The following is a 25,551-nucleotide window of genomic DNA, read 5'->3' on the forward strand; positions in this document are numbered from 1 at the left end:
GGCGTCTGCGTCTGCGTCTGCGTCTGGGCCGGCGCCGGCGTCGAGGCCCGGCGGACGCTCTCCTCACCGACGGAGAACGTCACGCCCCCACCACCCCTACGCGCGCGGCCCGGTCGGTGTCCCCCGTGGCGAGCCGCAGCAGCGCCGCCTTGTCGATCTTCCCCCGGTCGGTCTCCGGCAGGGCGGCGAGGGGCAGCACGGCGGACGGCACGCAGTAGTACGGGAGCGCCGCGGCCACCGCCCCGCGCGCCGCCACCGGGTCGACGTCCTGGGGGCAGACGAACGAGACGAGATGCTGGGCGTCGCGCTTGAGCGTGACCGCGCGGGCGCACCCCGGCAGGGACTCCAGGACGGCGGAGACGGCGTCCGGTTCGACGCGGAAGCCGCGGATCTTGACCTGATCGTCCGTCCTGCCGAGGTGTTCCAGCTCGCCGTCGGGTGTCCAGCGGCCGAGATCTCTCGTACGGAACATGCGGTGGTCCCCACCGAGGTACGGGTCGGGCGCGTACCGTTCGGCGGTCAGGGCATCGTCGCCGAGATAGCCGGCCGATACGCAGTCGCCGCCCGCCCACATCTCCCCCACCTCGCCGATGGGGAGGGCGCGGCGCCGCTCGTCGAGGACGTACACCGCGTTGTTGGGCGTCGGGCGGCCGATCGTCAGCAGCTCCGCGTCCGGGTGATGGCGCTGCATCGTGTTGACGATCGTGGTCTCCGTCGGGCCGCAGGCGTTGTGGAAGGCGCAGCGCCCCGCCCACAGATCGGCGAGGGGGCGCGGGCAGGGCTCCCCGGCGACCGCGACCGCCCGCACCCGGGGGCAGGTGGCCGGGTCGATGGAGGCGAGGACGGTGGGGGTCGCGACGAGGACGTCCGCGGTGCGCGCCGTCTCCGCGATGTCCTTGCCGCGGATGACGAGGGTGCCGCCATGACTGAGGCAGCCGAGGATCTCCCAGGCCGCCATGTCGAAGGCGATGTTGAGGAGCTGGGCGACACGCAGACCGGGCCGGACACCGAGGCTGCCGGGCTCGGTGAACAGGATGTTGGCCACGTTCCGGTGGGTGACGGTGACCCCGTTGGGCCGGCCGGTGGTGCCGGAGGTGAAAAGGACGTAACACCCGTCGTCGGGCCCCGCCACACCGTGTCGCGCGAACCCCCCTCCCGCCGGCCCGTCCCCGTCGAGCCCATCCCCGTCGAGGCGATCCACCTCATCCGCCTCATCCACCTCGACGAGATGGCGCACCCCGGCGGGTAAGGGCACACGGTGCGCGTACTCCCGCTGGGTGAGGACGACCCGAGTGGCGGCCGTACGGATGACATGACGGAGCTGGGCGGCGGGCGCGAGGCCGATGTCCTGCGGTACGTACGCGGCACCGGCCTTGAGCGTCCCGAGCAGCCCCACCAGCATCGGAATCGAGCGCCGCACGAAAAGCCCGACACGGTCACCCGGCCGCACCCCGGCACACCGGAGCCGACCCGCGAGCCGCTCCGCGCGGCGGTTCAGCTCCGCGTACGTGACGGTGGCACCGCGGTGCTCGGCGGCCACGGCATCGGGCACGGCCAGCGCCTGCTGTTCGAAAGCATGGTGCACAAGGGCGTACGGAACGCGCACGGCGGGCCCGTACCCGAACCGCCTGAAGAGCTCGCGGTCCCGCGGTGTGAGGTGGTCCAGATGCATGGGAGGGGAGACCTCCTGGCTGTTTCGAGCGACGGATGGGGGTCCGGTATTTCGAACGCCTTGCGGTCCACTGGCCGTCGGGGGCCGACGCCCCACGCGGTCTTCCGTCCGACTGTAGTGCGCGCGCTTTAACTCTCAACTACGCCTGACCAGACAAGAACTGACGCCTAATCAGCCACATGTACCGCCCTCCACCCCACCGGCAACCTTCGCCACACAGTGCGACGACACCACAGGTGGGGGAAGCTGCGCGCCGAGCCTCCGGGACCTCCAACCACTACGGCCCGGCGGAGGAAGTCGACGCTCCGAGCCTCAGGAAGGCACCCCCGGATCAGCCGCTCACCGCATGTCGCCGCCGGCGCGCTCCGGCTCCGCCGCGTCGCGCCGATAGTGGTCCAACAGCCGGAAGAACTCGTCGATCGGCGTCGAACCGGAGGGGGTCCGGCGCTCGATCTCCGCCGACCAGGCGAGAGAGCTGCAGATGCCGTAGTGCTCGCGGAGCCAGTGGGTGAAGCCTTCCTCGGGCCAGAAGGCAAAGGGCTCGTCGATGGCGTGTACAGCGAGTGCGATCCGGTACCCGATGAGAAGGGACCGCGGATGCTCCAGCGACCCTCCGGGCAACCACATCCGGGGCCGCCGCCGGACCTGCTCCAGGAAGTCGTACACATCCACGCAGTCCTGCCAGTGCTTGACGGTTCCCAGCGCGCTGTCTTCGGTCGTCACGAACCGAGCCTACGGCGCCACACGCCGCCTGATCAGGCGAATTGGCCGGAGGCCCTTCCTCCGTAACGAGAGGTTCAGGGCCTGCCGTGTCACACCCACCTCATCGCCTACCCCAGAGCTCCCATCCCACCCGGCGTGGAGCGGGCATGGTTCAGGACCTCAAGGTGGAGCACGCCACTGCATGAGCGACCTCGACGCTCCAGGCTGCGGCCGATCGCCTTTGCCTGGCAGGAGAGTCGCCGGGTGAGGGACGGCCTGATCCTGAGCAGGCCGGCGTCGCGCCCTGCCACGGCCGGCGGCCCGACCCACCTCGGCCGGGCCCCGGCCCCGGCTCCGCCTCGCCCCCGGTCAGAAATCGGCCGACCTGGCCGCGTCCGCCGAACGTTTCGTCACTGCTGTACGGCACCAAAAAGCCCCTACCGGGTTTCCCCGGCAGGGGCTTTGAGCTGCTGTGGACCTGAGGGGATTTGAACCCCTGACCCCCTCGATGCGAACGAGGTGCGCTACCAGTCTGCGCCACAGGCCCTTGCAACGAGTGAAACTTTAGCACCCTCCCGGCCGTGTCCGGAAATCCGTGAGCGGCTGGTCACGGGCGGGCGGCCCGCGGCCTGCCGAGCACGTCGCGGGGCTGGTTACTCGTTGGCCGCGCGGGGGCGGTCGTCTTCTTCGTCGTACTGGTCGAAGAGCGGGGTCCTGCCGTGGTCGCGAGTGCGGCGCTGGGGTGGGGTGCGCGGGGCGGGGGTGGGGTCCGGCACCGGTTCGGCCGTGGAGGAGCGGGCCGCGCTCCAGGTCTCCGGGTCGCCGACCTCCACGCCGCTGGAGGCGCGGGGGGCGACCGGGGCCGTGACGTACGTGGGAAGGGGCACCGGGACCGGCTCCCAGCTCTCGCCGCGGGCCGGGCCGCGTTCGCGCTGCTGGTCGACCCATTCCGCGTGGTCGGTCTGCTCGACCAGGGCTCGGCGGCCCGCCTCCTGGGGAGAGACCGTGGCGGCCGGCTCAGGTTCAGGGCAGGGTTCCGGCTCCTGTTCGGGCTCGTCGGCCCCGGACGCGGCGGGCTGTCGGCGCGGGGAGCGGTTCTCGCGCAGGCGCTGCGCGGCGGCCTCGGCCCGGCGCCGGTCCATGGTGAACGCGAAGCGGCGCCGCTCCTGGCCGCGCAGGTGGACGATGTATGTGCTGAGGAGTATGGCCGGGACCGCGGGCGCCCAGAGGAACCCCAGGCCGCCGACCGCCGCGACGATCGCGCCGAGGGTGAAGGAGAGGAAGAGGATCATGGTGGTACGCCGGCGGCGGGCGAGGACCTGGGAGCGCTGTGCGCGCCGGGCCCGTTCGGCCGGAGTGCCCGCGGGGCGCGCGCGTAGCTTGGACGCGGGGCGCTCGGGGGCGGCGGGTCGAGGCGCGGGGCGGGGTTCGGGGTGGGGCGCCGCCGGCCTGGGCTGTGCCGACCTGGCCGGTGCGGGGATCTCCGCGCGGACGCTCATCCGGAGCTCCGTATGGTCCGGAGGCGCGGCGAAGGCCCGGACGTCGACGGAGCTCATCGACTCCGTACGGCTCTCCGGTTCCACGTCGGCCCCCGCCTCCTCGGCGGCTCGCCCCTGAAGCTCCTTGGCGTAACGGCGCTCCATGGCCGCCCGTCCGGACAGCAGCCGGATGGCGGTGCTGAAGCGTTCCGTCGGACGTGCCTCGTTCAGCTCGTCCTGCCTGCGGAGCCACATCGGCACCAAGTAGGCGGCCCAGGCCCCGACGATGACTGCGTAGATGAGGCCGCTGCTGCTCACGGTTCACACCGTAGAGGGGTTCGCACGAGGGCATCGGCCAATTGGGCCGGTGTGTCGCACGATCCGGCTGATATCACGGACTTTTTTTGTGATTGTTCGTATTGGTTTATGGGCATACGTAACGCAATATCGAACGTTTGTTTTATTTTCTGGTCGTTCCCGGCCGCTCTCTGCGCCAGCGGTGGACCAGCCCCTCGGGGACCTCCTCCGCCGTGAGGACGTAGACGAGGTGATCCCGCCAGGCTCCGTCGATATGGAGATAGCGGGGCCGCAGCCCTTCCTCGCGGAAGCCGAGCTTGTCGACGACGCGGCGGCTGGGGCCGTTCTCGGGGCGGATGCAGATCTCGACGCGGTGCAGCCCCACCATCCGGAAGCAGTGGTCCACGGCGAGCGCGACGGCCGTCGGCATCACTCCGCGGCCCGCCACCTCGCGGTCCACCCAATAGCCGACATGGCCGGAGCACATCGAGCCCCAGGTGATCCCGGCGACCGTGAGCTGGCCGACCAGCCGCCCCTGGTACTCGATGACGAACGGCAGCATCCGGCCCGCGTTCGCCTCGGCGCGGAGGTGGCGGACCATCTGGCGGTATGTGGGGCGCTGGGCGAGTGGGCCGCCGGGGGGCGGCGGCGGAATCGTCGCTTCCCAGGGGCGCAGCCAGTCGCGGTTGCGCCGGTTCACCTCCCGCCAGGCGCGCTGGTCGCGCAGCCTTATGGGGCGGAGGGTCACCTCGCCGTCCACCAGCATCGCGGGCCAGGCCGGGTTCATCCGGAGACGCGGGGGTGATCGCCGCCGCGGATCTGGTCCACGGCGTGGACGAGCAGCCGGTCGAGCACGGTGAGCCCGTCGCGTACGCCGCCGGTGGAGCCCGGCAGGTTCACGATCAGGGTCTGCCCCGCGACGCCCGCCAGGCCCCGGGAGAGCGCGGCGGTGGGGACCTTCGCCGCGCCTTCCGCGCGGATCGCCTCCGGGATGCCGGGAATCTCGTGGTCGAGCACGCGGCGCGTGGCGTCCGGGGTGCGGTCGGTGGGCGAGATGCCCGTACCCCCGGTGGTGAGGATCACGTCGTACCCGGCGGCCACGCCCTCGCGCAGGGCCTGTTCGACCGGGTCGCCGTCGGGGACGACCCGCGGGCCGTCGACGGCGAAGCCGAGCGCGCCGAGACCGTCGGCGAGGAGCGGGCCGCCCTTGTCGGGGTAGACGCCCGCCGCGGCCCGGTTGGACGCCGTGACGACCAGGGCACGGTACGGCGACGAGGGTGCCCCGCTCGGCGGTCCCGGGTGGCCGGGGGGCGGTGTGCTCATGCCGTACCCCCGGCGGCTCCGTCGTCGGCCGCCTCCGGGCGGTTCCAGGTTCCGGACGCGCCGCCGGTCTTCTCCTCGACCCGTACGTCCGTGATGACCGCGCCCTTGTCGACGGCCTTCACCATGTCGACGACGGTCAGCGCGGCCACCGAGACGGCGGTGAGGGCCTCCATCTCGACGCCCGTGCGGTCCGTGGTCTTCACCGTCGCCAGGATCTCGACCGCGTCGTCCGCGACCGAGAGGTCGAGCTTGACGCCCGACACGGCCAGCGGATGGCAGAGCGGGATGAGGTCAGGGGTCCGCTTGGCGCCCATGATGCCCGCGATACGGGCCGTGGCGAGCGCGTCCCCCTTGGGCACTCCCTCGCCCCTGAGCAGTTCGACGACGCGCGGCGAGACCAGCACCCGGCCGCTGGCGCGCGCGGTGCGTGCCGTGACCTCCTTGGCGGAGACGTCGACCATTCTGGCGGCGCCCGACGCGTCGATGTGGGTCAGGCCGTTCTGTCCCGCCTCGGTCGGGCCGTCCTGACCGCTCGAACCGCTCTCGTCGGCCTGCTGAGGGTGTCCGGGGGTCGCCCCCCGGGAAAACACAGTCATTGCTGTGGCGCTCCTGGTCCGGGCCCGACAGGGCCTGTGTGGGCAGCCACGGTACCGCCACCGCGGGGCGTCAGCCGATCAGAACCACCTCGACCTCCGTGCCGGGCTCGACGGAGACGGTCTCCTCCGGGATCACGATCAGCGCGTCGGCGTGGGCCAGGGCCGCCACGAGGTGGGAGCCCGAGCCGCCGACCAGGGTGACGGCGCCCGCCTCGGCGTCGTACGTACCGCGCAGGAACTGGCGGCGGCCCGCCGGGGACGAGAGCGTTCTGTCCGCCTTGAGGGGCGCCTTGACCGTCGTACGGTGCAGGTCCTCCAGGCCCATGAGGGCGCGGATCGCCGGGCGCGCGAACAGCTCGAAGGAGACGTAGCACGACACCGGGTTGCCGGGGAAGGCGAGCAGCGGGGTGTGCTCCGGGCCGATCGAGCCGAACCCCTGGGGCTTGCCTGGCTGCATCGCGACGCGGCGGAAGTCGATCCCGCCGCCCGCCTCGTCCTCGTCCCCCACGGAGGAGAGCGCCTCCTTGACGACGTCGTACGCCCCGACGCTGACGCCGCCCGTGGTGACGACCATGTCGGCGCGGATGAGCTGGTCCTCGATCGTGGCGCGCAGGGTGTCCGCGTCGTCGGTGACGGCCCCGACCCGGTACGCGATGGCACCCGCGTCCCTGGCCGCGGCGGTGAGGGCGAAGCTGTTGGAGTCGTAGATCTGGCCCTCGTCGAGGGACTCGTCCGGCTGGACCAGCTCGCTCCCGGTGGAGAGGACGACCACCCGCGGGCGCGGGCGGACCCTGACCCTGCCCCGGCCGATGGCCGCCAACAGGCCGATCTGCGGCGGGCCGAGGATCGTACCGGCCTTCAGGGCGAGGTCACCGGCGCGGACATCGCTGCCGCGGGCGCGGACGTGGGCGCGGGCCTCGGCCGGGCGGTGGACCCGTACCTCGCCGCTCGCGCCGGCCCCTCCCCCGGCGGCCGGGCGCATCGAGGTGGCCGCGCCGGCGCCCATACCGCCGTCGGTCCACTCGACCGGGACGACGGCCTCGGCACCGGGCGGCAGCGGAGCCCCGGTCATGATCCGGGCGGCCTGCCCGGGACCGACCTCGGGGAGCGCGCCGCTGCCCGCGGCCACGTCCCCGACGACGGTCAGCACGGCGGGGAACTCCTCCGTGGCGCCCGTCACATCGGCCGTACGGACGGCGTACCCGTCCATGGAACTGTTGTCGAACGGCGGCAGCGCGACCGGAACCGTGACGTCCTCCACGAGGACGCAGCCCTGGGCGTCGAGCAGTTGCAGCTCGATGGGGTCGAGCGGACGGACCGCGGCGAGGATGTCCGCGAGATGGTCCTCCACGGACCAGATCCGGTCCTGCCCGGAGGCCGGGACCGGGTCCGTACCCAGGCCCAGGCCCGGGTCCGGGGCGTCTGCCGTGCTGCTCAAGTGCTACATCTCCTCGCTGACGTAACTGCGGAGCCAGGTCCGGAAGTCCGGGCCCAGGTCTTCACGTTCGCACGCGAGTCTGACAATGGCACGGAGATAGTCGCCCCGGTCACCGGTGTCGTAGCGGCGGCCCTGGAAGACGACGCCGTGGACCGGGCCGCCGACCTTCTCGTCCGCGGAGAGCTGCTGGAGGGCGTCGGTGAGCTGGATCTCACCCCCGCGGCCCGGCTCGGTCCTGCGGAGTATCTCGAAGACGGCGGGGTCCAGCACGTAGCGGCCGATGATGGCGTAATTACTGGGGGCGTCGGCGGCGTCGGGCTTCTCGACCAGGTCGTGCACCTTGACCACGTCGGCGTCGCCCGTGGGTTCCACGGCGGCGCAGCCGTACAGGTGGATCTGCGCCGGATCGACCTCCATGAGGGCGACGACACTGCCGCCCTCCCGCTCCTGGATCTCGACCATGCGCGCGAGCAGCGGGTCGCGCGGGTCGATCAGGTCGTCGCCCAGCAGGACCGCGAAGGGCTGGTCCCCGACGTGCGGGGCTGCGCACAGGACGGCGTGACCGAGGCCCCTGGGATCGCCCTGACGCACGTAGTGCATGGTGGCGAGGTCGCTGGACTCCTGAACCTTCGCGAGGCGCCCGGCGTCGCCCTTACGGGTCAGCGCCTGTTCCAGTTCGTAGTTCCGGTCGAAGTGGTCCTCAAGAGGGCGCTTGTTGCGACCGGTGACCATGAGGACGTCGGAGAGCCCCGCGGCCACCGCCTCCTCGACCACGTACTGGATCGCCGGCTTGTCGACGACCGGCAGCATCTCCTTGGGCGTGGCCTTGGTGGCGGGGAGGAACCGGGTGCCGAGGCCTGCGGCGGGGATGACAGCCTTGGTGATCCTGGAGGGCGAATGAGTCATGCCGGGGAGCCTATCCGCTGCGTATGGGCGGAAGATGATGCTTCGGTTAACTTTCGACTCATACGAGCCCATAGGCGAGGTACGAGAGGTTTGTGATGCCCCGTGAGCGCCGACTTGCCCGACACGCCGGGAAAGAGCGTTCTGCGAAGTGAACTCCTCGCCGCGCGTGGCCTGCTGTCCGGTGAAGACGTACAAAAGGCCGCGGAGGTTCTCTCACGGAGGGCACTGGATCTGCCGGAACTCGCCCGTGCCCGCACCGTCGCCGCCTATGTGTCGGTCGGACGTGAGCCGGGAACGCGCACGGTGCTCGACGCCCTGCGCGCACGGGGCGTCCGGGTCCTGCTGCCGGTGCTGATGGCCGACAACGATCTCGACTGGGCCCGCTACGAGGGCGCAGAACGGCTCGTACGGGCCGGACGGGGGCTGCTGGAGCCCGAGGGGCCCCGGCTGGGCCCGGAGGCTGTCCTGGCGGCGGAGGCGGTCCTGCTGCCCGGTCTCGCGGTGGACGGGCGAGGAATGCGGCTGGGCCGGGGCGGAGGCTCGTACGACCGGATCCTGAGCCGGCTGGCACGGGCGGGCGCCGCACCGGCGCTCGTGGTGCTGCTGTACGCGAACGAGGTGGTCGCGCGGGTCCCGGAGGAACCGCACGACCACCCCGTACAGGCCGTGGTGACACCGGAGGGCATCAGACGCTTCGGCGGCCCCGGGAGGGCTGACAGCACCGACGGCACTGACGACGCCCGCAGCGCCGACGGCCCGGTCGGCTCTTGAGGCGGGCTCTTCCGGTGCGGCGATCGATCCGATGATGCGATCGGATGCCGGAAGAGCCCCCCTTCGAAACGCCGCAAGGGCCCTGTAGGGGCCCCCGCGGTTACGGCTCCAGCGTCAGCGTGTCCTTCGTACTGTTCTGCACCGCGTTGGGGGTGAAGGACCAGTCCAGCAGTTCACCCCTGGCCCACTTGTCCGTCTGATCGGTGTAGTGCGCGCTGTAGGCGTGCCCCGAGGCGCCCGTCAGGTTGATCCAGCGGGACTTGTCCCAGTCACCGACATTGACGACCATCCGCATGGACGGCACCCAGACGACCTCGTAGCCGCCGGCGGCGTTCCAGCCGGTCGCGTTGACCGCGGCCTCGCCACCGCCGAGGTTCCACGGGCCGCGGTTGAGTATCTCCTTGAGGAATCCGGGCCCCTCGGTGCCGAGGGTCTGGTTCTCCAACTGGAGCTGATGCAGACGGCCCCAGCTCCAACTGGAGACGTCCTTGCCGAGCTTGGCCGTCAACTCCCAGCGCGCGTCCTTCATGGCGCGCTTCAGGAGCCCGTCACGCGTCGTCGTGGCGGCGTCCTTGCGGCTCTTCGGAGAGCTCCACCATTCGTTGCCCTCGTCCTTGACGATCTTGCGCACCACCTCGTACCAGCGGTCACCGCCGTCCGGCTGCGCCTGGTCGGGGTCGCGCTGGCCGCACTCCCGTACGAGCTCGTCGAGGCCGTCCGCCGGGCCGGTCGAGTCGGCGGGACGGACAGTGAGGCACTCGTCCTTGACACGCACTTCCTTGGGAAGCTTGTTCCCGAAGGCCAGCTTGAGGACGTTGCGCCAGACCGCGTTGAAGTAGGCGGCGGCACCCGAGTCGGGCTCCTGGGTGTAGTCCCAGCCTTCGAGGAGCTTCTGGGCCTCGCGGACGGACGGGTCCGAGACATCGATCTTGAGCAGGTAGGGCATCAGCACCTTGGCGATCTCGCTGCTGTTGTCCATCTGCATGGTCTGCATGTCGTCGGTCGAGATCTTCCCGCCGTCCTTGGTCTTCGACTCGATCAAGTCGTTGATCCGCTGGCTGCGAGCGCCGTAGCCCCAGTCCTCGGTCAGCAGGTACGGGGACTTCTCCGCGTTCACGACGGCCTGGTTGGCGGTGACGATGTAGCCACGCTCGGGGTTGTACTCGTACGGCAGCTCATCGAAGGGGATGTACCCCTTCCACTTGTAATTCGGGTCCCAGCCGGGCGCCGGCATCGTGCCGTCGCCCTCGGAGCGGACCGGGATCCGGCCGGGTGCCTGGTAGCCGATGTTGCCCTTGGTGTCGGCGTAGATGAGGTTCTGCGAGGGAACCTCGAAATGCTCGGCGGCCTTGCGGAAGCCGGAGAAGTCCTCGGCCCTGTTGAGCTCGAAAACGGCGTCCATGGACTTGCCGGGCTGGAGTGCGGTCCACTGCAGGGAGACCGCGTAGCCGCTGCCGCGGTCAGGGGCGACATCGCCGACCGGGGCCTTCTCCCCGACCTTCTCCAGGGCGTCGTCGCGGTCGGAGACCACGGGGCCGTGGTCCGTCGAGCGGACCGTGATCTTCTTGCTCGCGCCGCCGGCGACCTTGATGATCTCGTCACGGACCTTGAACTTCTTCTTCTGGGACCCGTACTGGTACGTGTCCCCGCTGACCTTCTCCAGGTACAGGTCGGTCACGTCGGCGCCGAGGTTGGTGAAGCCCCAGGCGACGTCCTGGTTGTGGCCGATGATCACTCCGGGCATTCCCGCGAAGGTGTAGCCGGCGACGTTGTACTTGCAGGTCGGCGAGACGCTGCGGCAGTGCAGCCCCATCTGGTACCAGAGCGAGGGGAGCTGCGGCGCGAGGTGCGGGTCGTTGGCGAGGAGCGGCTTGCCCGTCGTCGTGTACCGGCCGGAGACGACCCAGGAATTGGAACCGATACCGCTGCCGTTCGGGCCGAGCAGGGCGGGGATCTCGTCCAGGGTGCCGGAGAGCGCGCCGAGCTGTGCTTCGAGGCCCTGCGCCGCACCGGCGGCGCTGGTGGACCGCAGGGAGACGTTGGAACCTGTGCCTGTGCCTGTGCCTGTGCCTGTGCCTGTGCCTGTGCCGTCGATGGTCGAGCCGTCGGTGCCGCCGCCGATCCCTGTGCCCGTGCCACTGCCGTCCGTACCGCTGCCGCCGGTGCCGGTGGGCTCGGCCTTGGGGTCGTACGCGCCCGTGACCGGGTCGATCCCGCCCTCGCTGACGATCGGCTTGTTCCGGTCGTACGGGTACGCCGGGTACAGGTCCTTGATCTGCTGCTCACTCAGGCGGCTGGTCAGCAGCGAGCGGTCGATCTCGTCCTGCATGTTGCCGCGCAGGTCCCAGGCCATCGCCTTGAGCCAGGCCACCGAGTCGACCGGGGTCCACTTCCCCGGCGTGTAGTCGTTGGTGAAGCTCAGGGCCGCGTACTCGACCGAGATGTCCTTGCCGCCGCGGCCCTTGAGGTATTCGTTGACGCCGTCCGCGTACGACTGGAGGTTCTTCTTGGTCTCCGCCGACAACTCGGTGTCGTACTCGCGCTGCGCGACTCCGCGCCAGTCCAGGGTGCGCAGGAAGGTATCGGTCTTGACCTGGCTCTTTCCGAACATCTCGGAGAGCCGGCCGGCGGTCATGTGCCGCCGTACGTCCATCTCCCAGAAGCGGTCCTGCGCCTGGACGTATCCCTGGGCGCGGAAGAGGTCGGCGTCACTGTTCGCGTAGATCTGGGGGACGCCGTGGCTGTCGCGCCGGACGTCCACGGATCCTGACAGGCCCTTGAGCGTGACGGTCCCCGTGGTCTGCGGGAACGAGGCTCGGGCCGTACTGACGCCCCAGAACGCGCCGTATCCGACACCCGCGACAAGCGCCAGCACCAGGACGATCACGATCAGACGGGCGCGTCGCCCCTTCTTTTTGACGGAAGGGGGGGCTGTGTTGGCGGGCATCGCTGTCCTTCGAGGGGCAGGGTGGTCCTGGAAATGCTGGAGCAACCATAGGCGCAGGGGTTCGGCGCCCCCGACGCGGTGTCATGTAGTGCGACTGATCCGACGATCACAGAATGATCACACAGAGGTTGACGCATGGATTCCTCTACGAATTCACCACGCTTCACCCTTGTCGTACCGCTTCGCACGCCTGACGCACCCCTCGGCCGCGATGGAAATCACACCAACGCTCGTACTGGCGATCGAAAGCGTCAAGAAAACGTTAAAGATTAGGTAAGGTAACGAAGTACTGGCTCCCGGAGGAACGATCCGGCGTGCGCGAGGGGAAGGATCGGCCGCTGTCTGTTCACCATCTCAACGAACTGCTGCTCATCAGCTCGCTCGTGCTGCTGATCGCGGTCGCCGCCGTCCGGATCTCGTCCCGGAGCGGCCTCCCCAGCCTGCTGCTGTACCTGGGGATCGGTGTCGTCATAGGGCAGGACGGCCTCTTCCATGTGAAGTTCGACAACGTCGAGCTGACGCAGGTGATCGGCTATGCCGCACTGGTGGTGATCCTGGCCGAGGGCGGTTTGGGCACCAAGTGGAAGGAAGTGAAACCGGCGCTGCCCGTCGCCGCCGCCCTGTCGACGGTGGGGGTCGCGATCAGCGTCGGCGTCACGGCGTCCGCCGCGCACTACCTGATCGGCCTGGACTGGCGGCAGGCCCTGATCATCGGGGCCGTCGTCTCCTCGACGGACGCGGCGGCCGTCTTCTCCGTGCTGCGCAAGGTGCCGCTGCCGTCCCGGGTCACCGGGGCGCTGGAGGCCGAGTCCGGGTTCAACGACGCCCCTGTGGTGATCATCGTGGTCGCGCTCGCGGCGGTGGGCCCGGTCGAGCACTGGTACATCCTCGTCGGCGAGATCGTCCTGGAACTGGCGATCGGCGCGGTCATCGGGCTCGCCGTCGGCTGGGCCGGTGCCTTCGGGCTGAAGCACGTGGCCCTGCCGGCCTCCGGGCTCTACCCGATCGCCGTGATGGCGATCGCGGTGTCGGCGTACGCGGTCGGCGCCACGGCGCACGGCAGCGGCTTCCTCGCCGTCTACATCGCCTCCATGATCCTCGGTAACTCCAAACTGCCGCACGCCCCGGCGAACCGCGGCTTCGCGGAGGGGCTGGGCTGGATCGCGCAGATCGGCATGTTCGTCCTGCTCGGACTGCTGGTGACGCCGCACGAACTGGGCGACGACTTCCTGCCCGCGCTGATCGTCGGCCTGGTCCTGACGGTGGTGGCCCGGCCGCTTTCCGTCATGATCAGCCTGCTGCCCTTCCGGATCCCCTGGCAGGAGCAGGCCCTGATGTCCTGGGCGGGGCTGCGCGGCGCGGTGCCCATCATCCTCGCGACCATCCCGATGGTCTCGCAGGTACAGGGCAGTCTGCGGATCTTCAACATCGTCTTCATCCTGGTCGTCGTGTACACGCTGGTGCAGGGGCCGACCCTGCCCTGGCTGGCGAAAGCGCTGCGGCTCGGACGCTCCTCCGACGCCTCCGACCTGGGCATCGAGTCGGCGCCGCTGGAACGGCTGCGCGGCCATCTCCTCTCCGTGGCGATCCCGGAGGGGTCGAAGATGCACGGCGTGGAGGTGGCGGAGCTACGACTGCCGCCCGGGTCCGCGGTGACGCTGATCGTCCGGGACGAGAAGAGCTTCGTACCCCTGCCCGCTACCGTGCTGCGCCGTGGCGACGAACTGCTCGTGGTGGCGACGGATCCGGTACGGGACGCGGCGGAGCGGCGACTGCGGGCGGTCGGACAGGGCGGAAAGCTGGCCGGCTGGCTGGGTACGGGCAACGGCGCGGGTACGGGAGCCGGCGCCGGCGGCAAGCTCCTCTGAGCACCCGCGGGGACGTGAGGCGAGTACGAGGAGGGCGCCAGGCGGGGTGTGGGGGCGTGAGACGAGCGCCGGAGCAATCGCAGGCGCGCACTCGGTGTGATCGGGCTTTCTCAGGCGCACAGGAACACGTGCCTGTACGATAAAGGCGCACGTGATCAACTGTTTTTACATCTGTATCCAGCTGGACATCTGCATCATCTACTGATCGACCAACTCTGCCTGACGCAGTGCTGGCGCGACCGTATGGCGGCCGTGGCTGCCCCCTCAGTGGGCCCTGGTATCTACCGCAGTTCCGCGCAAGAGGACAGCTCTCGGCTGCGCCCGCCTCCGTAACCGACGGAGGCCGTACAGGGGCGCGCTACCAGGCGGCAGAAAGGCATGGGCCGTGTCCCGCAACACGGTCAACACCAGCGCCGGCACCGGCGCTGTCGAGGCGGAGGGCGCGATGCCCCGCCCGGGCTACGGACGGTTGTTGCGCACTCCCGGTGCGTGGACCTTCCTGATCCCCGGCTTCGCCGCGCGCCAGCCCTTCGCGATGCTGACCATCGGCATCGTCCTCCTTGTCCAGCACACCACCGGTTCGTACGGCGCCGCCGGCGCTGTCGCCGCGGTCACCGGTGTGTCCATGGCGCTCTTCGCCCCGCAGGGCGGCAAGCTCGCGGACCGGTACGGGCAGCGCGCCGTCCTGATACCGGGCGTGCTGATCCACGCGGCGGCCGTGGCGACCCTGGTCGCGCTCACGCTGGCGGGCGCCCCGCTCTGGGCGCTGTTCGCCGCGGCCGTCCCGACCGGCGCCTCGGTCCCGCAGATCGGCCCCATGGTCCGCTCGCGCTGGGCAGCGCTGCTGGGCCCCTCCGACCTGGTCCCGGCCTCCGGCCCGGACTCGGATCCCGGCCCGGCCTCGGGCACCCGCGGCTCTTCGTCCCTGCTGCCCACGGCTGCCGCCTTCGAGTCCGTGACGGATGAGTTCACGTTTGTCATCGGCCCTGTGCTCGCGACCGCGCTGTGCGCGGGGGTCCACCCGGCGGCCGGGCTGATCGCCGAGGCCACGCTCACGCTGGTGGGCGGGCTGCTCTTCGCGGCCCAGCGCGCCACGGAGCCCCGGTCGGACCGGCACGGCGGGGCGGGCGGCTCCGCGGAGCCGCGCGTCTCCGCACTCTCCGTACCTGGTGTGCGCGTACTGGCTGTGGCCCTCCTCGGGATCGGTTCGGTCTTCGGCGGTATGCAGGTCTCCCTCACGGCGTTCGCCGAGGAGATCGGCGACCCCGGCATGAACGGCCTCCTGTACGGGATCTTCGCGGCGGGCAACATGCTCGCCGGCCTCGTCTGCGGAGCCGTGGCCTGGAAGATCGGGCCCCGCCGCAGGTTGCTGGTCGGGTACGCGGCACTGACCCTCGCCGCGTCCGCGCTCTGGACGGCGCACTCGGTACCGCTGCTCGCCGGCCTCGGACTCCTGGTCGGCCTCTGCATCGCGCCCGCCCTGATCACGAGCTACACCCTGGTCGAATCGCTGGTGCCCGCCTCGGCACGCACCGAGGCGTTCACCTGGCTGACCGGGGCGGTCGCGCTCGGGCAGGCGGCAGCGGTCACGGCCGCGGGACAGTTGGCCGACGCCCATGGTGCGGGCGCCGGATTCCTGGTGCCGCTCATGGGCACGGCGCTGGCCCTGGCCACCCTGGTGGCGCTCCGTTCACGGCTCGTTCCGAGGGTCTCGGGACGGGTCGCCCTGCGTGGGATGAGTCACCGCGCGCCGGTGACAGTGGACTGATCGCTCGGAATACGTCAGTATGGAGCGTCGTTAGCACTCATTGAGTGAGAGTGCCAGGAGGAGCAAGTGCCGACCTACCAGTACCAGTGCACCGAGTGTGGCGAGGGCCTCGAGGCGGTGCAGAAGTTCACCGATGATGCCCTCACGGTGTGCCCGAGTTGCGAAGGACGCCTGAAGAAGGTCTTCTCCGCGGTCGGTATCGTCTTCAAGGGCTCCGGGTTCTACCGCAACGACAGCCGCGGCTCGTCGTCGAGCAGCGCGCCCGCGGCGGGGAGCTCCTCGGGGACCTCCGGATCCGGCTCTTCGAGTGCGAAGCCGTCCTCGGACTCCAAGGCCGCGGCGTCGGCCTCGTCCTCCTCTTCGGGCTCCGGATCCTCCTCCGGTGGGTCCAGCTCTTCGAGCTCCGGCTCGTCGAGCAGCTCCAGCGGCTCGTCGGCCGCCTGATTTCTCTCCTTTCACCGCGAGGGCCCCGCCGTTCCGTACGGTCGGGGTCCTTCGCGTACGGGGCCTGCCTCCGTGGGCCGGCAGGCCCCTGCCAGGTGCGGGCGGGCGAGCCCGGCTAGTGTGACCGGATGGCGAATGCAGAGATCGGCGTGATCGGTGGCTCCGGCTTCTACTCCTTTCTGAAGGACGTGACCGAGGTCCGGGTGGAGACCCCGTACGGACCGCCCAGTGACTCTCTCTTCCTCGGCGAGATCGCCGGCCGGAAAGTCGCGTTCCTGCCCCGGCACGGGCGTTCGCACGACCTTCCTCCTCACCGCATCAACTACCGCGCCAATCTGTGGGCCCTGCGCTCCGTCGGCGTGAGGCAGGTCCTGGGACCGTGCGCGGTGGGCGGACTGCGGCCGGAGTTCGGCCCGGGCACCCTGCTCGTACCCGATCAACTGGTGGACCGGACGAAGGCCCGCGTCCAGACGTACTACGACGGGCTGCCGCTGCCGGACGGCAGCGCCTCCAAAGTCGTCCATGTCTCGCTCGCCGATCCGTACTGTCCTGAAGGGCGCAGGACAACCCTGGCAGCGGCGCGCGGGCGCGACTGGGAGCCGGTGGACGGCGGAACGCTCGTCGTCGTCGAAGGACCGCGCTTCTCCACCCGGGCGGAGTCGCGCTGGCATGCGGCGATGGGCTGGTCGGTCGTCGGGATGACCGGTCACCCCGAGGCCGTACTCGCTCGTGAACTGGGTCTCTGCTACACCTCCATGACGCTCGTGACGGATCTGGACGCGGGGGCCGAGACCGGCGAGGGGGTCTCCCACGAAGAAGTCCTCAAGGTCTTCGCCTCCAATGTCGACCGGCTGCGCACCGTGCTTTTCGACGCCGTGGCCGGACTGCCGTCGAACGAGACACGTGACTGTCTGTGCGCGCACGCGCTGGACGGAACGGACACGGGGATTCAACTGCCCTGATCCCGCTGTGCCTTGGATCTCGTCGTGTCTTGGGCGCGCTGTGTCTCGATCTTGGATTGCCCTGCTCCCGCTCGGACCATGCGCGGGAGCGGGGAAATTCGCCGGGCCGGGCCCTGAACCACCCTTGCGGGTGAGGGAGTTATCCACAATCGGGAACTGATCCACAGGCCTCGGCGAAATCTGGCCGGGCGGTGCATCGTGAGGAGCGGTCGCAGAACTTCTCACGTCAGGCGGTGTTCGCCATGTCCCGTTCCTTTGCTCAGGACCCCTCCCGAGCCCCCGCGCCTCACCCGTCCCCTCTCTCACCGTTCTCCTCGTTTCCCCAGATCCTTCCCCCCGGCGCCACGCCGGAGCCGCGCACGGTGCCGTCGTTCGCCCCGCTGCGCGTGGGCGGATCGCGTCGGCGGCTGAGCCGAGCCCTGGCGAAACGACGGCGGGCGACAGCGGCCGGTCTGGCGGTGACAGCCGCCGCGCTGGCCGCCGCCGGGGCGGGCGGTGCGGTCGGTGGGACCGCGGGCGCCCACGCCCATGCGGAGGCCGCCGCGGGCGCCCTCGCGCCTTCGCCCTCCTCTCGGCGGCACCGGGCGGTCCCGCAGCCGGTGCGTATGGTGTCCGCGCCCGTGCGGATCGCCGACGCGGCGACGGTCAGGCTGCTGCGCCGGGGAGACCGCGTCGATGTGATCGCGTCCGTGATGCCGCCACCGGGATCGGCGGGGATCGGGGAGAGCGGGTCCGAGGCCCGTGTGGTGGCCACGGGCGCCCGGGTCGCCGATGTCCCCAGGGCTCCGGAGATCTCGCCGGACGGCGGGGCGCTGATCGTGCTGTCGGTGCCGCGCGCCACCGCCACGGCGCTGGCCGGCGCGAGCGCCACGTCGCGGCTGGCGGTGACGCTGTGCTGATCGGTGCGGTGTGGAGTCGCGCGGTGCGGGGTTGCGCGAGTCGGGTACGGCCGGTCGCGAGGCGTCTGTTCCGGGCCGGGGTGGAGCTGGGCCGTGCCGCGCGGACTCGTGCTGGCGCGCTGTTGCGTCGCTTGGTCGCGTGTGCGGATTGGACAGCGCGGGCACGCGCTGTCGTAGGTTGCGGGACAGATTGTCAGCCCTACAGCACATGCGAAGAAAGGCTCACTCGTGAGCAAGGAGAAGGAGAGCGTCCTCGAAGGCTTCAAAGCCTTCCTGATGCGCGGCAACGTGATCGACCTCGCGGTGGCGGTGGTCATCGGGGCGGCGTTCACCAACGTGGTGACCTCGGTCGTCAAGGGCGTGATCAATCCGGTGGTCGGCGCGTTCGGCACGCAGGATCTGAACATGTACAGCTCGTGTCTCAAGGCGCCGTGCGAGACGAACGACGCGGGCGAGGTCGTCAAAGGCATTCCGATCATGTGGGGAACGGTGCTGAGCGCGGTTCTCACGTTCCTCATCACGGCAGCCGTCGTGTACTTCCTGATGGTGCTGCCGATGGCCAAGTACCTCGCCCGGCGCGCCAGGCAGCAGGCCGCCAAGGAAGAGGTCCAGGAGGTCATGGAGGTCAGCGAACTGGAGGTCCTCAAGGAGATCAGGGACGCTCTGGTCGCGCAGCGCGGCTCGGGGCGCAACGACCCGGGACGCAACGGTCCGGGACAGAGCACGCCCTAGGGTCTTTCGTTTGGATCTGGCCGGGTCAGGGAGCGGGGTCTGGTGCCGTGGATCGCAAGGCGGAGGAGGGAGGCGACGCGGAGCGTCGTGGACAGACGACAACGCCGCGAGGCGCGGCACCAAGGCGCGCGAGCCCGGCAAGATCCAAACGAGAGGCCCTAGCGGCGGGCCGTGCTGGAGCGCCCCGTCCGGGGCGCTCGGCTCAGATGTGGTGGGGCGGCTTCTCGTCGAGGAATCGGGCGAGATCCGCGGCGCTGCCGCCGCTCCCGGCGGGGCGCTCTCCCCAGCCGTCGTCGGTGTCGTCCGAGGACCGCTGGTCGAGGGGATCGTCGAAGACCAGCGCGGCGGGCGGGCGTGGCCGCCCGGTCGGCCGCCGGGGCTCCGAGGGGGCCGGCTCGGGGGTGGGGGTGGTGCTCATGCCTCCAGGGTACGGGGGCGCGTGCGGAGCCGGGTCGTTCGTGGACGGACGAGGGGCGGCGCCCGCGCCCGGGATCGGCCGACGCGCGCGCGGGCCGCCGCAGCCCCTGCCCCGTCGCCTCCGCCGTCCCTCGCTCCGCCCTCCCTCGCCAATTCTCCGGCGTCCAGCACCTCACTGCCCGAGTTGCGTGGTACGCATGGGGTTCATGGCATCGAATGACGCACTGACCGACGTGGCGGGCCTCCGGGTAGGGCACGCCCAGGTGGCCGGGGAACGCGCGCTCACCGGCACCACCGTCGTACTCGCCCCGGAGGGCGGGGTGGTCACCGCCGTGGACATAAGGGGCGGCGGGCCGGCCACGAAGGAGACCGACGCACTCGACCCGCGCAATATCGTCCAGCGCACGGAGGCCGTCGTGCTGACGGGCGGCAGCGCGTACGGGCTCGATTCGGCGTCCGGCGTGATGGCGTGGCTGGAGGAGCGCGGGCGGGGCATACGGGTCGGCGCCGACCCAGGTCAGGTGGTTCCCGTCGTCCCGGCGGCGGGCATCTTCGACCTGGGGCGCGGCGGCGACTGGCGGATCCGGCCCGATGCGGCGACGGGGCGTGCGGCGGTGGAGGCGGCGGCAGCGTCGAAGGACGGTGCGCCGGTCGCGGAGGGCTGTGTGGGCGCGGGGGTCGGCGCCCTCGCCGGACAGCTCAAGGGCGGTGCGGGGACGGCGAGTACGGTGCTGGACTCCGGAATCACCGTCGCCGCGCTGGTCGTGGCCAACGCGGCGGGCTCTGTGGTCGATCCGCTGACCGGCGTGCTGTACGGGCGTTACTTCAGCGGGCGTACGAAGTACCCGACGGCTGAGGTACACCAGGCGGCACAACGGCGACTGGCCGAGTTGAGCGAGCGGAACGGCCCCGCTCCACTCAACACCACCCTTGTGGTCGTCGCCACCGACGCCGAACTGACCCGTGCCCAGGCGCAGAAGCTCGCGGGGACGGCGCACGACGGCATCGCGCGCGCCGTCCGTCCGGTGCATCTGCTCAACGACGGGGACACCGTCTTCACGCTGGCGACAGGTGTTCAGCCTTTGACAGAGAGGAATTTGCTCGCTTTAAACGCCATACTGGCAGCCGGCGCGGATGTAGTGACCAGGGCGATCGTCTCGGCCATGTGTGCGGCAGAGGGGGTCGACGGTCCTGGCGGGACGTTCCCTTCGTACCGCGAGTTGTACGGGCTCGACTGAGGGGCGTGTCCTGCGAGTTGGCAAGGGGCGCGCGGGAACTTCACGTACGCCCCCTTCGTTTTCTCAAACTTAGGACGCGATGTCAGCCCTAGGCACTACGTTATGCAATCACCAAGTGACATGTGGCGACGGCCTGGAGACCCATCTTGAACGATCCCTACGAGACAACCGAGACGCACCTCGAGCGACTCCTGGGTCGGGCACTCAACTCCTTCGACCTGCCTGACGCACTGGTCGATCGACTCGACCGTGCGCTGGCGCACGCCAGCTCGCTGTGTTCCGCGCACCACAGTGCGGGGCTGCACCGCGAGACGTATCGGCACACCTATCTGCTCGACGACGGCAGCGCGTTCAGCCTGTGGGAGCTGGTGCACAACACCGGCCGGGACGGCGCGCGGCTGCACGAGCTGTACGGGGACGAATCCGAGGCCCAGCTCGCTGCGGCGCGTCTGTGCCGTCCGGGCAGCCCGGAGGCACCGCGGCTCTCGTCGGGCGGTCCGGACGGGCGGGACGACGAGGCGTACTGGGGAGACCGAGGATGCCTGGACGACGATCTGCTGGAGGAGGACCCTCGAAATCGCGAGACGGCCATGGACGATCTCGCGACCGATCTCCTCGCTGAGCTGGAGTCGGAGCGTACGGCCGAGATCGACGCCCATCTCGCGTTGATCCGCGGATTGCGTGCGCTGCCCGCCCCGGCGACCTCGCCGCGGCACCGGCTCTACTCGCCCGACAACTCCCCGGACCACGCCCGCAGGGTGCTGCGCCGGGCGGAGAACGCGGACTGCCCGGGTGAGGAGACCAAGCTGCTCCTGAAGACTGCGTTCGCGCATCACATCACGCAGGTCTTCGGGCGGCAGTGCCAGGTCGAGGGCAAGGACGCGGGGTTCATGCTCTACGAGCACGCGTTCCTGCTGATCGACGGCACCGAGACGAGCCTGTGGGAGGTGGAGCACACGGCGACGCCGGACGGCCGGCACATGTGTGAGGTGTACGGGGCCGAACAGACGGCGCGCGAAGCCATGGAGCTTCGCGCGCGGGTCCTGTGAGAGCCGGCCCGGGCTGACGGAACCGGGCCGGAAGGGAGGTCGTACGGCCGCCAGAGGTGGGACGGTCCGTACGACCTCCCTGGGAGGGCACCGGGACGGGGTGACGGAAGGGCGTTCAGACGCTCGCCGGCACCTTGGCTTCCGCTCCGACCGCGCCGGCTCCGACCGCTCCGGTCTCGGCGGCCTGGTCCGGGCGGCCGGTCTTCCGGGCGCCCTTGAGCAGGATGACGAGTCCGGCGGTGACTGCCGTGCCCGCCGCGATCGCGATCAGGTAGAGGAACGGGTTGCCGATCAGCGGGATCACGAAGATGCCGCCGTGCGGGGCCCGCAGGGTGCACTCGAAGAGCATCGAGAGCGCGCCGGTCACGGCGCCGCCCGCCATCGCGGACGGGATCACCCGCAGCGGGTCGGCCGCTGCGAACGGGATCGCGCCCTCGGTGATGAAGGAGGCACCGAGCACCCAGGCGGCCTTGCCGTTCTCGCGTTCGGTACGGGTGAACAGCTTGCCGCGTACGGTCGTGGCGAGCGCCATGGCCAGCGGCGGGACCATGCCCGCGGCCATCACCGCGGCCATGACCTTCAGGCTGCCCTCGTTGGGGTTGGCGAGGCCGCCGACGGCGAAGGCGTAGGCGACCTTGTTCAGCGGGCCGCCGAGGTCGAAGCACATCATCAGACCGAGGATGACGCCCAGGATGACCGCGTTGGCCCCGGAGAGGCCGGACAGCCAGTCGGACAGGGCCTCCTGGAGTGAGGCGATCGGTTTGCCGACCACCAGGAACATCAGGAAGCCGACGATCGCGGAGGAGATCAGGGGGATCACGACGACAGGCATGATGCCGCGTAGCGGAGCGGGTACCTTGACCCGCTGGATGGCCATCACCACGCCACCGGCGATGAGACCGGCGGCGAGGCCGCCGAGGAAGCCCGCGTTGATGGTGAGCGCGATGGAGCCGCCCACGAAGCCGGGCACGAGACCTGGGCGGTCGGCCATTCCGTACGCGATGTAGCCCGCGAGGACCGGCACCAGGAAGCTGAAGGCCAGGCCGCCGATCTGGAAGAGCAGAGCGGCCCAGCTCATGCTCTCCGTCCAGACGAAGTGTTCGGCGACGGAAGGAGCCTTGTTGACGGTGTAGCCGCCGATGGCGAAGCCGAGGGCGATGAGGAGTCCGCCCGCCGCGACGAACGGGACCATGTAGCTGACACCGGACATCAGCCACTTGCGCAGTTTGGTGCCGTAGCCCTCGCCGGACTCCCCCGCGTCGTCCACCGGCGAGCCGGAGGCTCCCGCGACGCCGGTGATCTCGCCGCGCTCGGCCTTGCCGCGCACCTCGGCGATCAGTTCGGCGGGGCGGTTGATGCCGGCCTTGACACCGACGTCGACCGTCGCCTTTCCGGCGAAGCGTTCCTTCTCCCGTACCGGCACGTCGTGCGCGAAGATCACGCCGTCGGCGGCGGCGATGACCGCCGGGTCGAGCCGGTTGAAACCGGAGGACCCCTGCGGTTCGACGACGAGCTCGACGCCCGCCTGCTGTCCGGCCTGCTCCAGGGCCTCGGCGGCCATGTAGGTGTGCGCGATGCCGGTGGGGCAGGAGGTGACGGCGACGATCCGGAAGACCTGGTCCGCGGGTGCGTCGGCGGTCGGAGCCGCCGGTTCCGGCGCCTTGTCCGCAGCCTTCTCCGCGGCCTTTTCCTGCGGCTTCGGGGTCTTGGACGGCTCGGCCGCCGAATCCGCCGCCGGGGCGGTCGCCGTGGGTGCCGCCGCCGTGGGCTCCTCGCCGCGGATCAGGGCGGCCGTCGCCGAGGCGTCCGCGGCCGAGCGGAGCGCCGTGGTGAAGTCCTCGTTCATCAGGCGGCGGGCCAGGGCCGAGAGGATCGTGAGGTGCGCGTCGTCGGCGCCGGCCGGGGCCGCGATCAGGAAGATCAGGTCGGCGGGCCCGTCGGGGGCGCCGAAGTCGATGCCCCGCGCCGAACGGCCGAAGGCCAGAGTCGGTTCAGCGACGTGCGCGCTGCGGCAGTGCGGGATGCCGATGCCGCCGTCGAGCCCGGTCGGCATCTGTGCCTCACGTGCGGCCACGTCGGCCAGGAAGCCGTCCAGGTCGGTGACCCGGCCCAGGGTCACCATCCGCTCGGCCAGCGAGCGGGCCGCTGCTTCCTTTGTCTCGGCGGCCAGGTCGAGGTCGACCAGGTCCGCGGTGATCATGTCGCTCATCGCGGGCTCCTTTGCTCGCTTATCGCGCGGTTCAGGTCCAGAAGGGGGACGGGAAGGGGGACAGGGGAGAACAAGGAGGTCATGAGGCGGGCTCCCTGAGCAGGCGGTCCAGCGGGATGTCGGCGGTCACGGTGACCGCCGACAGGTCCAGGTCTCGGGGGGCCGGCATCACGCTGCCAGGAAGCTGCACCGCCGCCGCGCCGTGGGCGACGGCCGACGCGAGCGCCTCAGGGCCCTCGCCGCCCGCCGCCAGGAACCCGGCGAGCGAGGCGTCGCCCGCACCGACGTTACTGCGGACCGTGGTGACCGTGGCGGAGCCGAAGTACGTTCCGGCCTCGGCGACCAGGAGCTGGCCGTCCGCACCGAGGCTGGCGAGGACGGCGGTCGCCCCGTACGTCCGCAGTTCCTCCGCCGCCTTGACGGCGTCACCGACGGTCGTGAGGGGGCGGCCGACAGCCTGGGCCAGTTCTTCGGCGTTCGGCTTGACGACGTCCGGACGCTCGCGCAGCGCGGCCAGCAGCGAGGGGCCCGAGGTGTCGAGGGCGATCCTCGCCCCGGCGTGGTGGGCGCCGGCGACCAGTTCGGCGTACCACTCGGGGGCCAGTCCGCGCGGGAGGCTGCCGCAGCAGGCGATCCAGGCCGAGGAGCCGGAGTGGGTACGGATCTGGGTGCGCACCGCGGCGAGCAGCGACTCCGACTCGGCCGCGGTCAGCTCGGGGCCCGGCGCGTTGATCTTGGTCAGGGTGCCGTCGGGCTCCGCGAGCGCGATGTTGGACCGGGTCGCTCCCGCGACCGGCACCGGCGCGACCTCTATCCCCTGCCCGGCCAGCAGCTCGGCGACCAGCGCCCCCGGGGCGCCCCCGAGGGGCAGCACGGCGACGGTACGGCGGCCGGCCGCGGCGACGGCGCGGGAGACGTTGACGCCCTTGCCGCCGGGGTCCATGCGTTCGGCCGTGGCCCGCAGCACCTCGCCCCGGTCGAGGGCGGGCACCTCGTACGTACGGTCCAGGCTCGGGTTGGGGGTGACGGTGAGAATCATGCGGCGCTCCTAAACACACAGCACTTCGGTGCCCTCGGCCTCGACGGCCGCGACCTCCGAAGGGCTGAGCCCGCTGTCGGTGATGAGCAGATCGACATCGGCGAGCGTGCCGAAGCGCGCGAAGTGCTCCTGGCCGTGCTTCGCCGAGTCGGCGAGCAGCACCACGCGCCGTGCCGCGCCGACGAGAGCGCGCTTCACTGCGGCTTCGGCGAGGTCGGGAGTGGTGAGACCGCCTTCGGGGGAGAAACCGTTGGCGCCGAGGAAGACGACATCGGCTCGGATCTCCCCGTAGGCCCGCAGCGCCCAGGCGTCGACGGCGGCGCGCGTACGGTTACGGACCCGCCCGCCGACCAGGTGGAGATCGATCCCCGGGTGGTCGGCGAGGCGGGCCGCGACCGGGAGGGAGTGGGTCACGACGGTGAGTCCGCACTCCAGCGGCAGCTCCGCCACGAGCCGCGCGACGGTCGAGCCGGCGTCCAGGATCACGCTGCCGTCCTGCGGCAGTTCCGCGAGTGCCGCGTGCGCGATGCGGTCCTTCTCGTCGGCGGCGGTGGACTCACGCTCGGCCAGGTCGGGCTCGAAGTCCATCCGGCCGGCCGGTATGGCCCCGCCGTGCACACGGCGGACGAGGCCGGCCCGGTCGAGGGCCTTCAGATCACGCCGTACGGTCTCCGCGGTGACCTGGAACTGCTCGGCGAGCGACAGCACATCGACACGTCCGCCCTCACGGGCCAGGCGCAGGATCTCCTGCTGACGCTCCGGTGCGTACATGTGGGTTTACGTCCGTTCCGTGCCC

General features: G+C 70.8%; 22 protein-coding genes and 1 tRNA gene. 9 read left to right on the plus strand and 14 right to left on the minus strand.

The genetic code is table 11. The annotated features are described in order from the left end of the window. Positions 1–79: 79 nt before the first annotated feature. From ACFXPL_RS20580 to galU, 9 genes are all read right to left on the minus strand, one after another. Positions 80–1,672 carry an amino acid adenylation domain-containing protein gene (locus tag ACFXPL_RS20580; protein ID WP_384921211.1) on the minus strand — a complete coding sequence of 531 codons (1,593 nt, stop codon included), beginning with the start codon at positions 1,670–1,672 and terminating at the stop codon, positions 80–82. A gap of 339 nt (positions 1,673–2,011) precedes the next feature. Beyond that, positions 2,012–2,395, minus strand: a complete 384-nt coding sequence (locus ACFXPL_RS20585) for a hypothetical protein (protein WP_384921214.1) — start codon at positions 2,393–2,395, stop codon at positions 2,012–2,014. Between the two features lie 452 nt (positions 2,396–2,847). After that, positions 2,848–2,921, minus strand: a tRNA-Ala gene (locus ACFXPL_RS20590). 106 nt (positions 2,922–3,027) lie between these two features. Beyond that, positions 3,028–4,170 (minus strand): gephyrin-like molybdotransferase receptor GlpR, encoded by a 1,143-nt coding sequence (gene glpR, locus ACFXPL_RS20595; protein WP_384921217.1) that lies wholly within the window; start codon positions 4,168–4,170, stop codon positions 3,028–3,030. Between the two features lie 142 nt (positions 4,171–4,312). Continuing rightward, a complete protein-coding gene (locus ACFXPL_RS20600; protein WP_384921220.1) occupies positions 4,313–4,936 on the minus strand; it encodes a GNAT family N-acetyltransferase in 624 nt (207 codons plus the stop codon). Then, positions 4,933–5,472, minus strand: a complete 540-nt coding sequence (locus ACFXPL_RS20605; RefSeq protein ID WP_384921223.1) for a molybdenum cofactor biosynthesis protein B — start codon at positions 5,470–5,472, stop codon at positions 4,933–4,935. Before ACFXPL_RS20605 ends, ACFXPL_RS20600 begins: the two co-directional genes overlap by 4 nt. Further along, on the minus strand, positions 5,469–6,068 hold the full coding sequence (gene moaC, locus ACFXPL_RS20610; RefSeq protein WP_384921226.1) for a cyclic pyranopterin monophosphate synthase MoaC: 600 nt from the start codon (positions 6,066–6,068) through the stop codon (positions 5,469–5,471). The genes ACFXPL_RS20605 and moaC overlap by 4 nt, the downstream gene beginning before the upstream one ends. Positions 6,069–6,138: 70 nt before the next feature. Further along, a complete protein-coding gene (gene glp / locus ACFXPL_RS20615; protein WP_384921336.1) occupies positions 6,139–7,467 on the minus strand; it encodes a gephyrin-like molybdotransferase Glp in 1,329 nt (442 codons plus the stop codon). Between the two features lie 42 nt (positions 7,468–7,509). Next, positions 7,510–8,412, minus strand: coding sequence for a UTP--glucose-1-phosphate uridylyltransferase GalU (galU, locus tag ACFXPL_RS20620; protein ID WP_384921229.1), 903 nt, complete (start codon positions 8,410–8,412; stop codon positions 7,510–7,512). 102 nt (positions 8,413–8,514) lie between these two features. Between galU and ACFXPL_RS20625 the strand changes: the two genes are divergently transcribed. After that, positions 8,515–9,183 carry a 5-formyltetrahydrofolate cyclo-ligase gene (locus ACFXPL_RS20625; protein WP_384921231.1) on the plus strand — a complete coding sequence of 223 codons (669 nt, stop codon included), beginning with the start codon at positions 8,515–8,517 and terminating at the stop codon, positions 9,181–9,183. A gap of 100 nt (positions 9,184–9,283) precedes the next feature. On the opposite strand, the gene ACFXPL_RS20630 is transcribed toward ACFXPL_RS20625, so the two are convergent. Continuing rightward, positions 9,284–12,130 (minus strand): penicillin acylase family protein, encoded by a 2,847-nt coding sequence (locus ACFXPL_RS20630; protein ID WP_384921234.1) that lies wholly within the window; start codon positions 12,128–12,130, stop codon positions 9,284–9,286. 314 nt (positions 12,131–12,444) lie between these two features. On the opposite strand from ACFXPL_RS20630, the gene ACFXPL_RS20635 reads away from it, so the two are divergent. The 6 genes from ACFXPL_RS20635 (at position 12,445) to mscL (ending at position 18,803) form a co-directional block, all read left to right on the plus strand. Then, positions 12,445–13,998: a potassium/proton antiporter gene (locus ACFXPL_RS20635; protein WP_384921236.1), complete on the plus strand. Its 1,554-nt coding sequence runs from the start codon at positions 12,445–12,447 to the stop codon at positions 13,996–13,998. A gap of 445 nt (positions 13,999–14,443) precedes the next feature. After that, entirely contained in the window at positions 14,444–15,766 is a 1,323-nt protein-coding gene (locus ACFXPL_RS20640) for an MFS transporter (protein WP_384921339.1), read from the plus strand. Positions 15,767–15,832: 66 nt separating this feature from the next. Beyond that, positions 15,833–16,210, plus strand: coding sequence for an FmdB family zinc ribbon protein (locus ACFXPL_RS20645; protein ID WP_384921239.1), 378 nt, complete (start codon positions 15,833–15,835; stop codon positions 16,208–16,210). Between the two features lie 128 nt (positions 16,211–16,338). Continuing rightward, entirely contained in the window at positions 16,339–17,172 is an 834-nt protein-coding gene (locus tag ACFXPL_RS20650) for an S-methyl-5'-thioadenosine phosphorylase (protein ID WP_384921242.1), read from the plus strand. A 242-nt stretch (positions 17,173–17,414) separates the two neighbouring features. After that, positions 17,415–18,071, plus strand: coding sequence for a hypothetical protein (locus ACFXPL_RS20655; RefSeq protein WP_384921245.1), 657 nt, complete (start codon positions 17,415–17,417; stop codon positions 18,069–18,071). Between the two features lie 228 nt (positions 18,072–18,299). Further along, on the plus strand, positions 18,300–18,803 hold the full coding sequence (gene mscL, locus ACFXPL_RS20660) for a large conductance mechanosensitive channel protein MscL (protein WP_384921248.1): 504 nt from the start codon (positions 18,300–18,302) through the stop codon (positions 18,801–18,803). Positions 18,804–19,005: 202 nt separating this feature from the next. Here the strand turns inward: mscL and ACFXPL_RS20665 are convergent, their stop codons facing one another. After that, positions 19,006–19,221, minus strand: a complete 216-nt coding sequence (locus ACFXPL_RS20665) for a hypothetical protein (RefSeq protein ID WP_384921251.1) — start codon at positions 19,219–19,221, stop codon at positions 19,006–19,008. A 205-nt stretch (positions 19,222–19,426) separates the two neighbouring features. On the opposite strand from ACFXPL_RS20665, the gene ACFXPL_RS20670 reads away from it, so the two are divergent. Together ACFXPL_RS20670 and ACFXPL_RS20675 are read left to right on the plus strand one after the other, a co-directional pair. Beyond that, positions 19,427–20,458, plus strand: a complete 1,032-nt coding sequence (locus tag ACFXPL_RS20670) for a P1 family peptidase (RefSeq protein ID WP_384921254.1) — start codon at positions 19,427–19,429, stop codon at positions 20,456–20,458. A 146-nt stretch (positions 20,459–20,604) separates the two neighbouring features. Next, complete coding sequence (locus ACFXPL_RS20675; RefSeq protein WP_384921256.1) at positions 20,605–21,507, plus strand: DUF6227 family protein; 903 nt, start codon at positions 20,605–20,607, stop codon at positions 21,505–21,507. Positions 21,508–21,622: 115 nt separating this feature from the next. Here the strand turns inward: ACFXPL_RS20675 and ACFXPL_RS20680 are convergent, their stop codons facing one another. The 3 genes from ACFXPL_RS20680 to ACFXPL_RS20690 form a co-directional block, all read right to left on the minus strand. Then, a complete protein-coding gene (locus ACFXPL_RS20680) occupies positions 21,623–23,716 on the minus strand; it encodes a fructose-specific PTS transporter subunit EIIC (RefSeq protein WP_384921259.1) in 2,094 nt (697 codons plus the stop codon). Between the two features lie 79 nt (positions 23,717–23,795). After that, positions 23,796–24,755: a 1-phosphofructokinase gene (gene pfkB, locus ACFXPL_RS20685; RefSeq protein ID WP_384921262.1), complete on the minus strand. Its 960-nt coding sequence runs from the start codon at positions 24,753–24,755 to the stop codon at positions 23,796–23,798. Between the two features lie 9 nt (positions 24,756–24,764). Next, the gene (locus ACFXPL_RS20690; protein ID WP_384921265.1) at positions 24,765–25,526 is read right to left on the minus strand and encodes a DeoR/GlpR family DNA-binding transcription regulator; all 762 of its coding nucleotides are present in this window, start codon (positions 25,524–25,526) and stop codon (positions 24,765–24,767) included. Positions 25,527–25,551: the final 25 nt, after the last annotated feature.

The sequence above is a fragment of the Streptomyces sp. NPDC059092 genome, assembly GCF_042756365.1.
Lineage (GTDB): Bacteria > Actinomycetota > Actinomycetes > Streptomycetales > Streptomycetaceae > Streptomyces.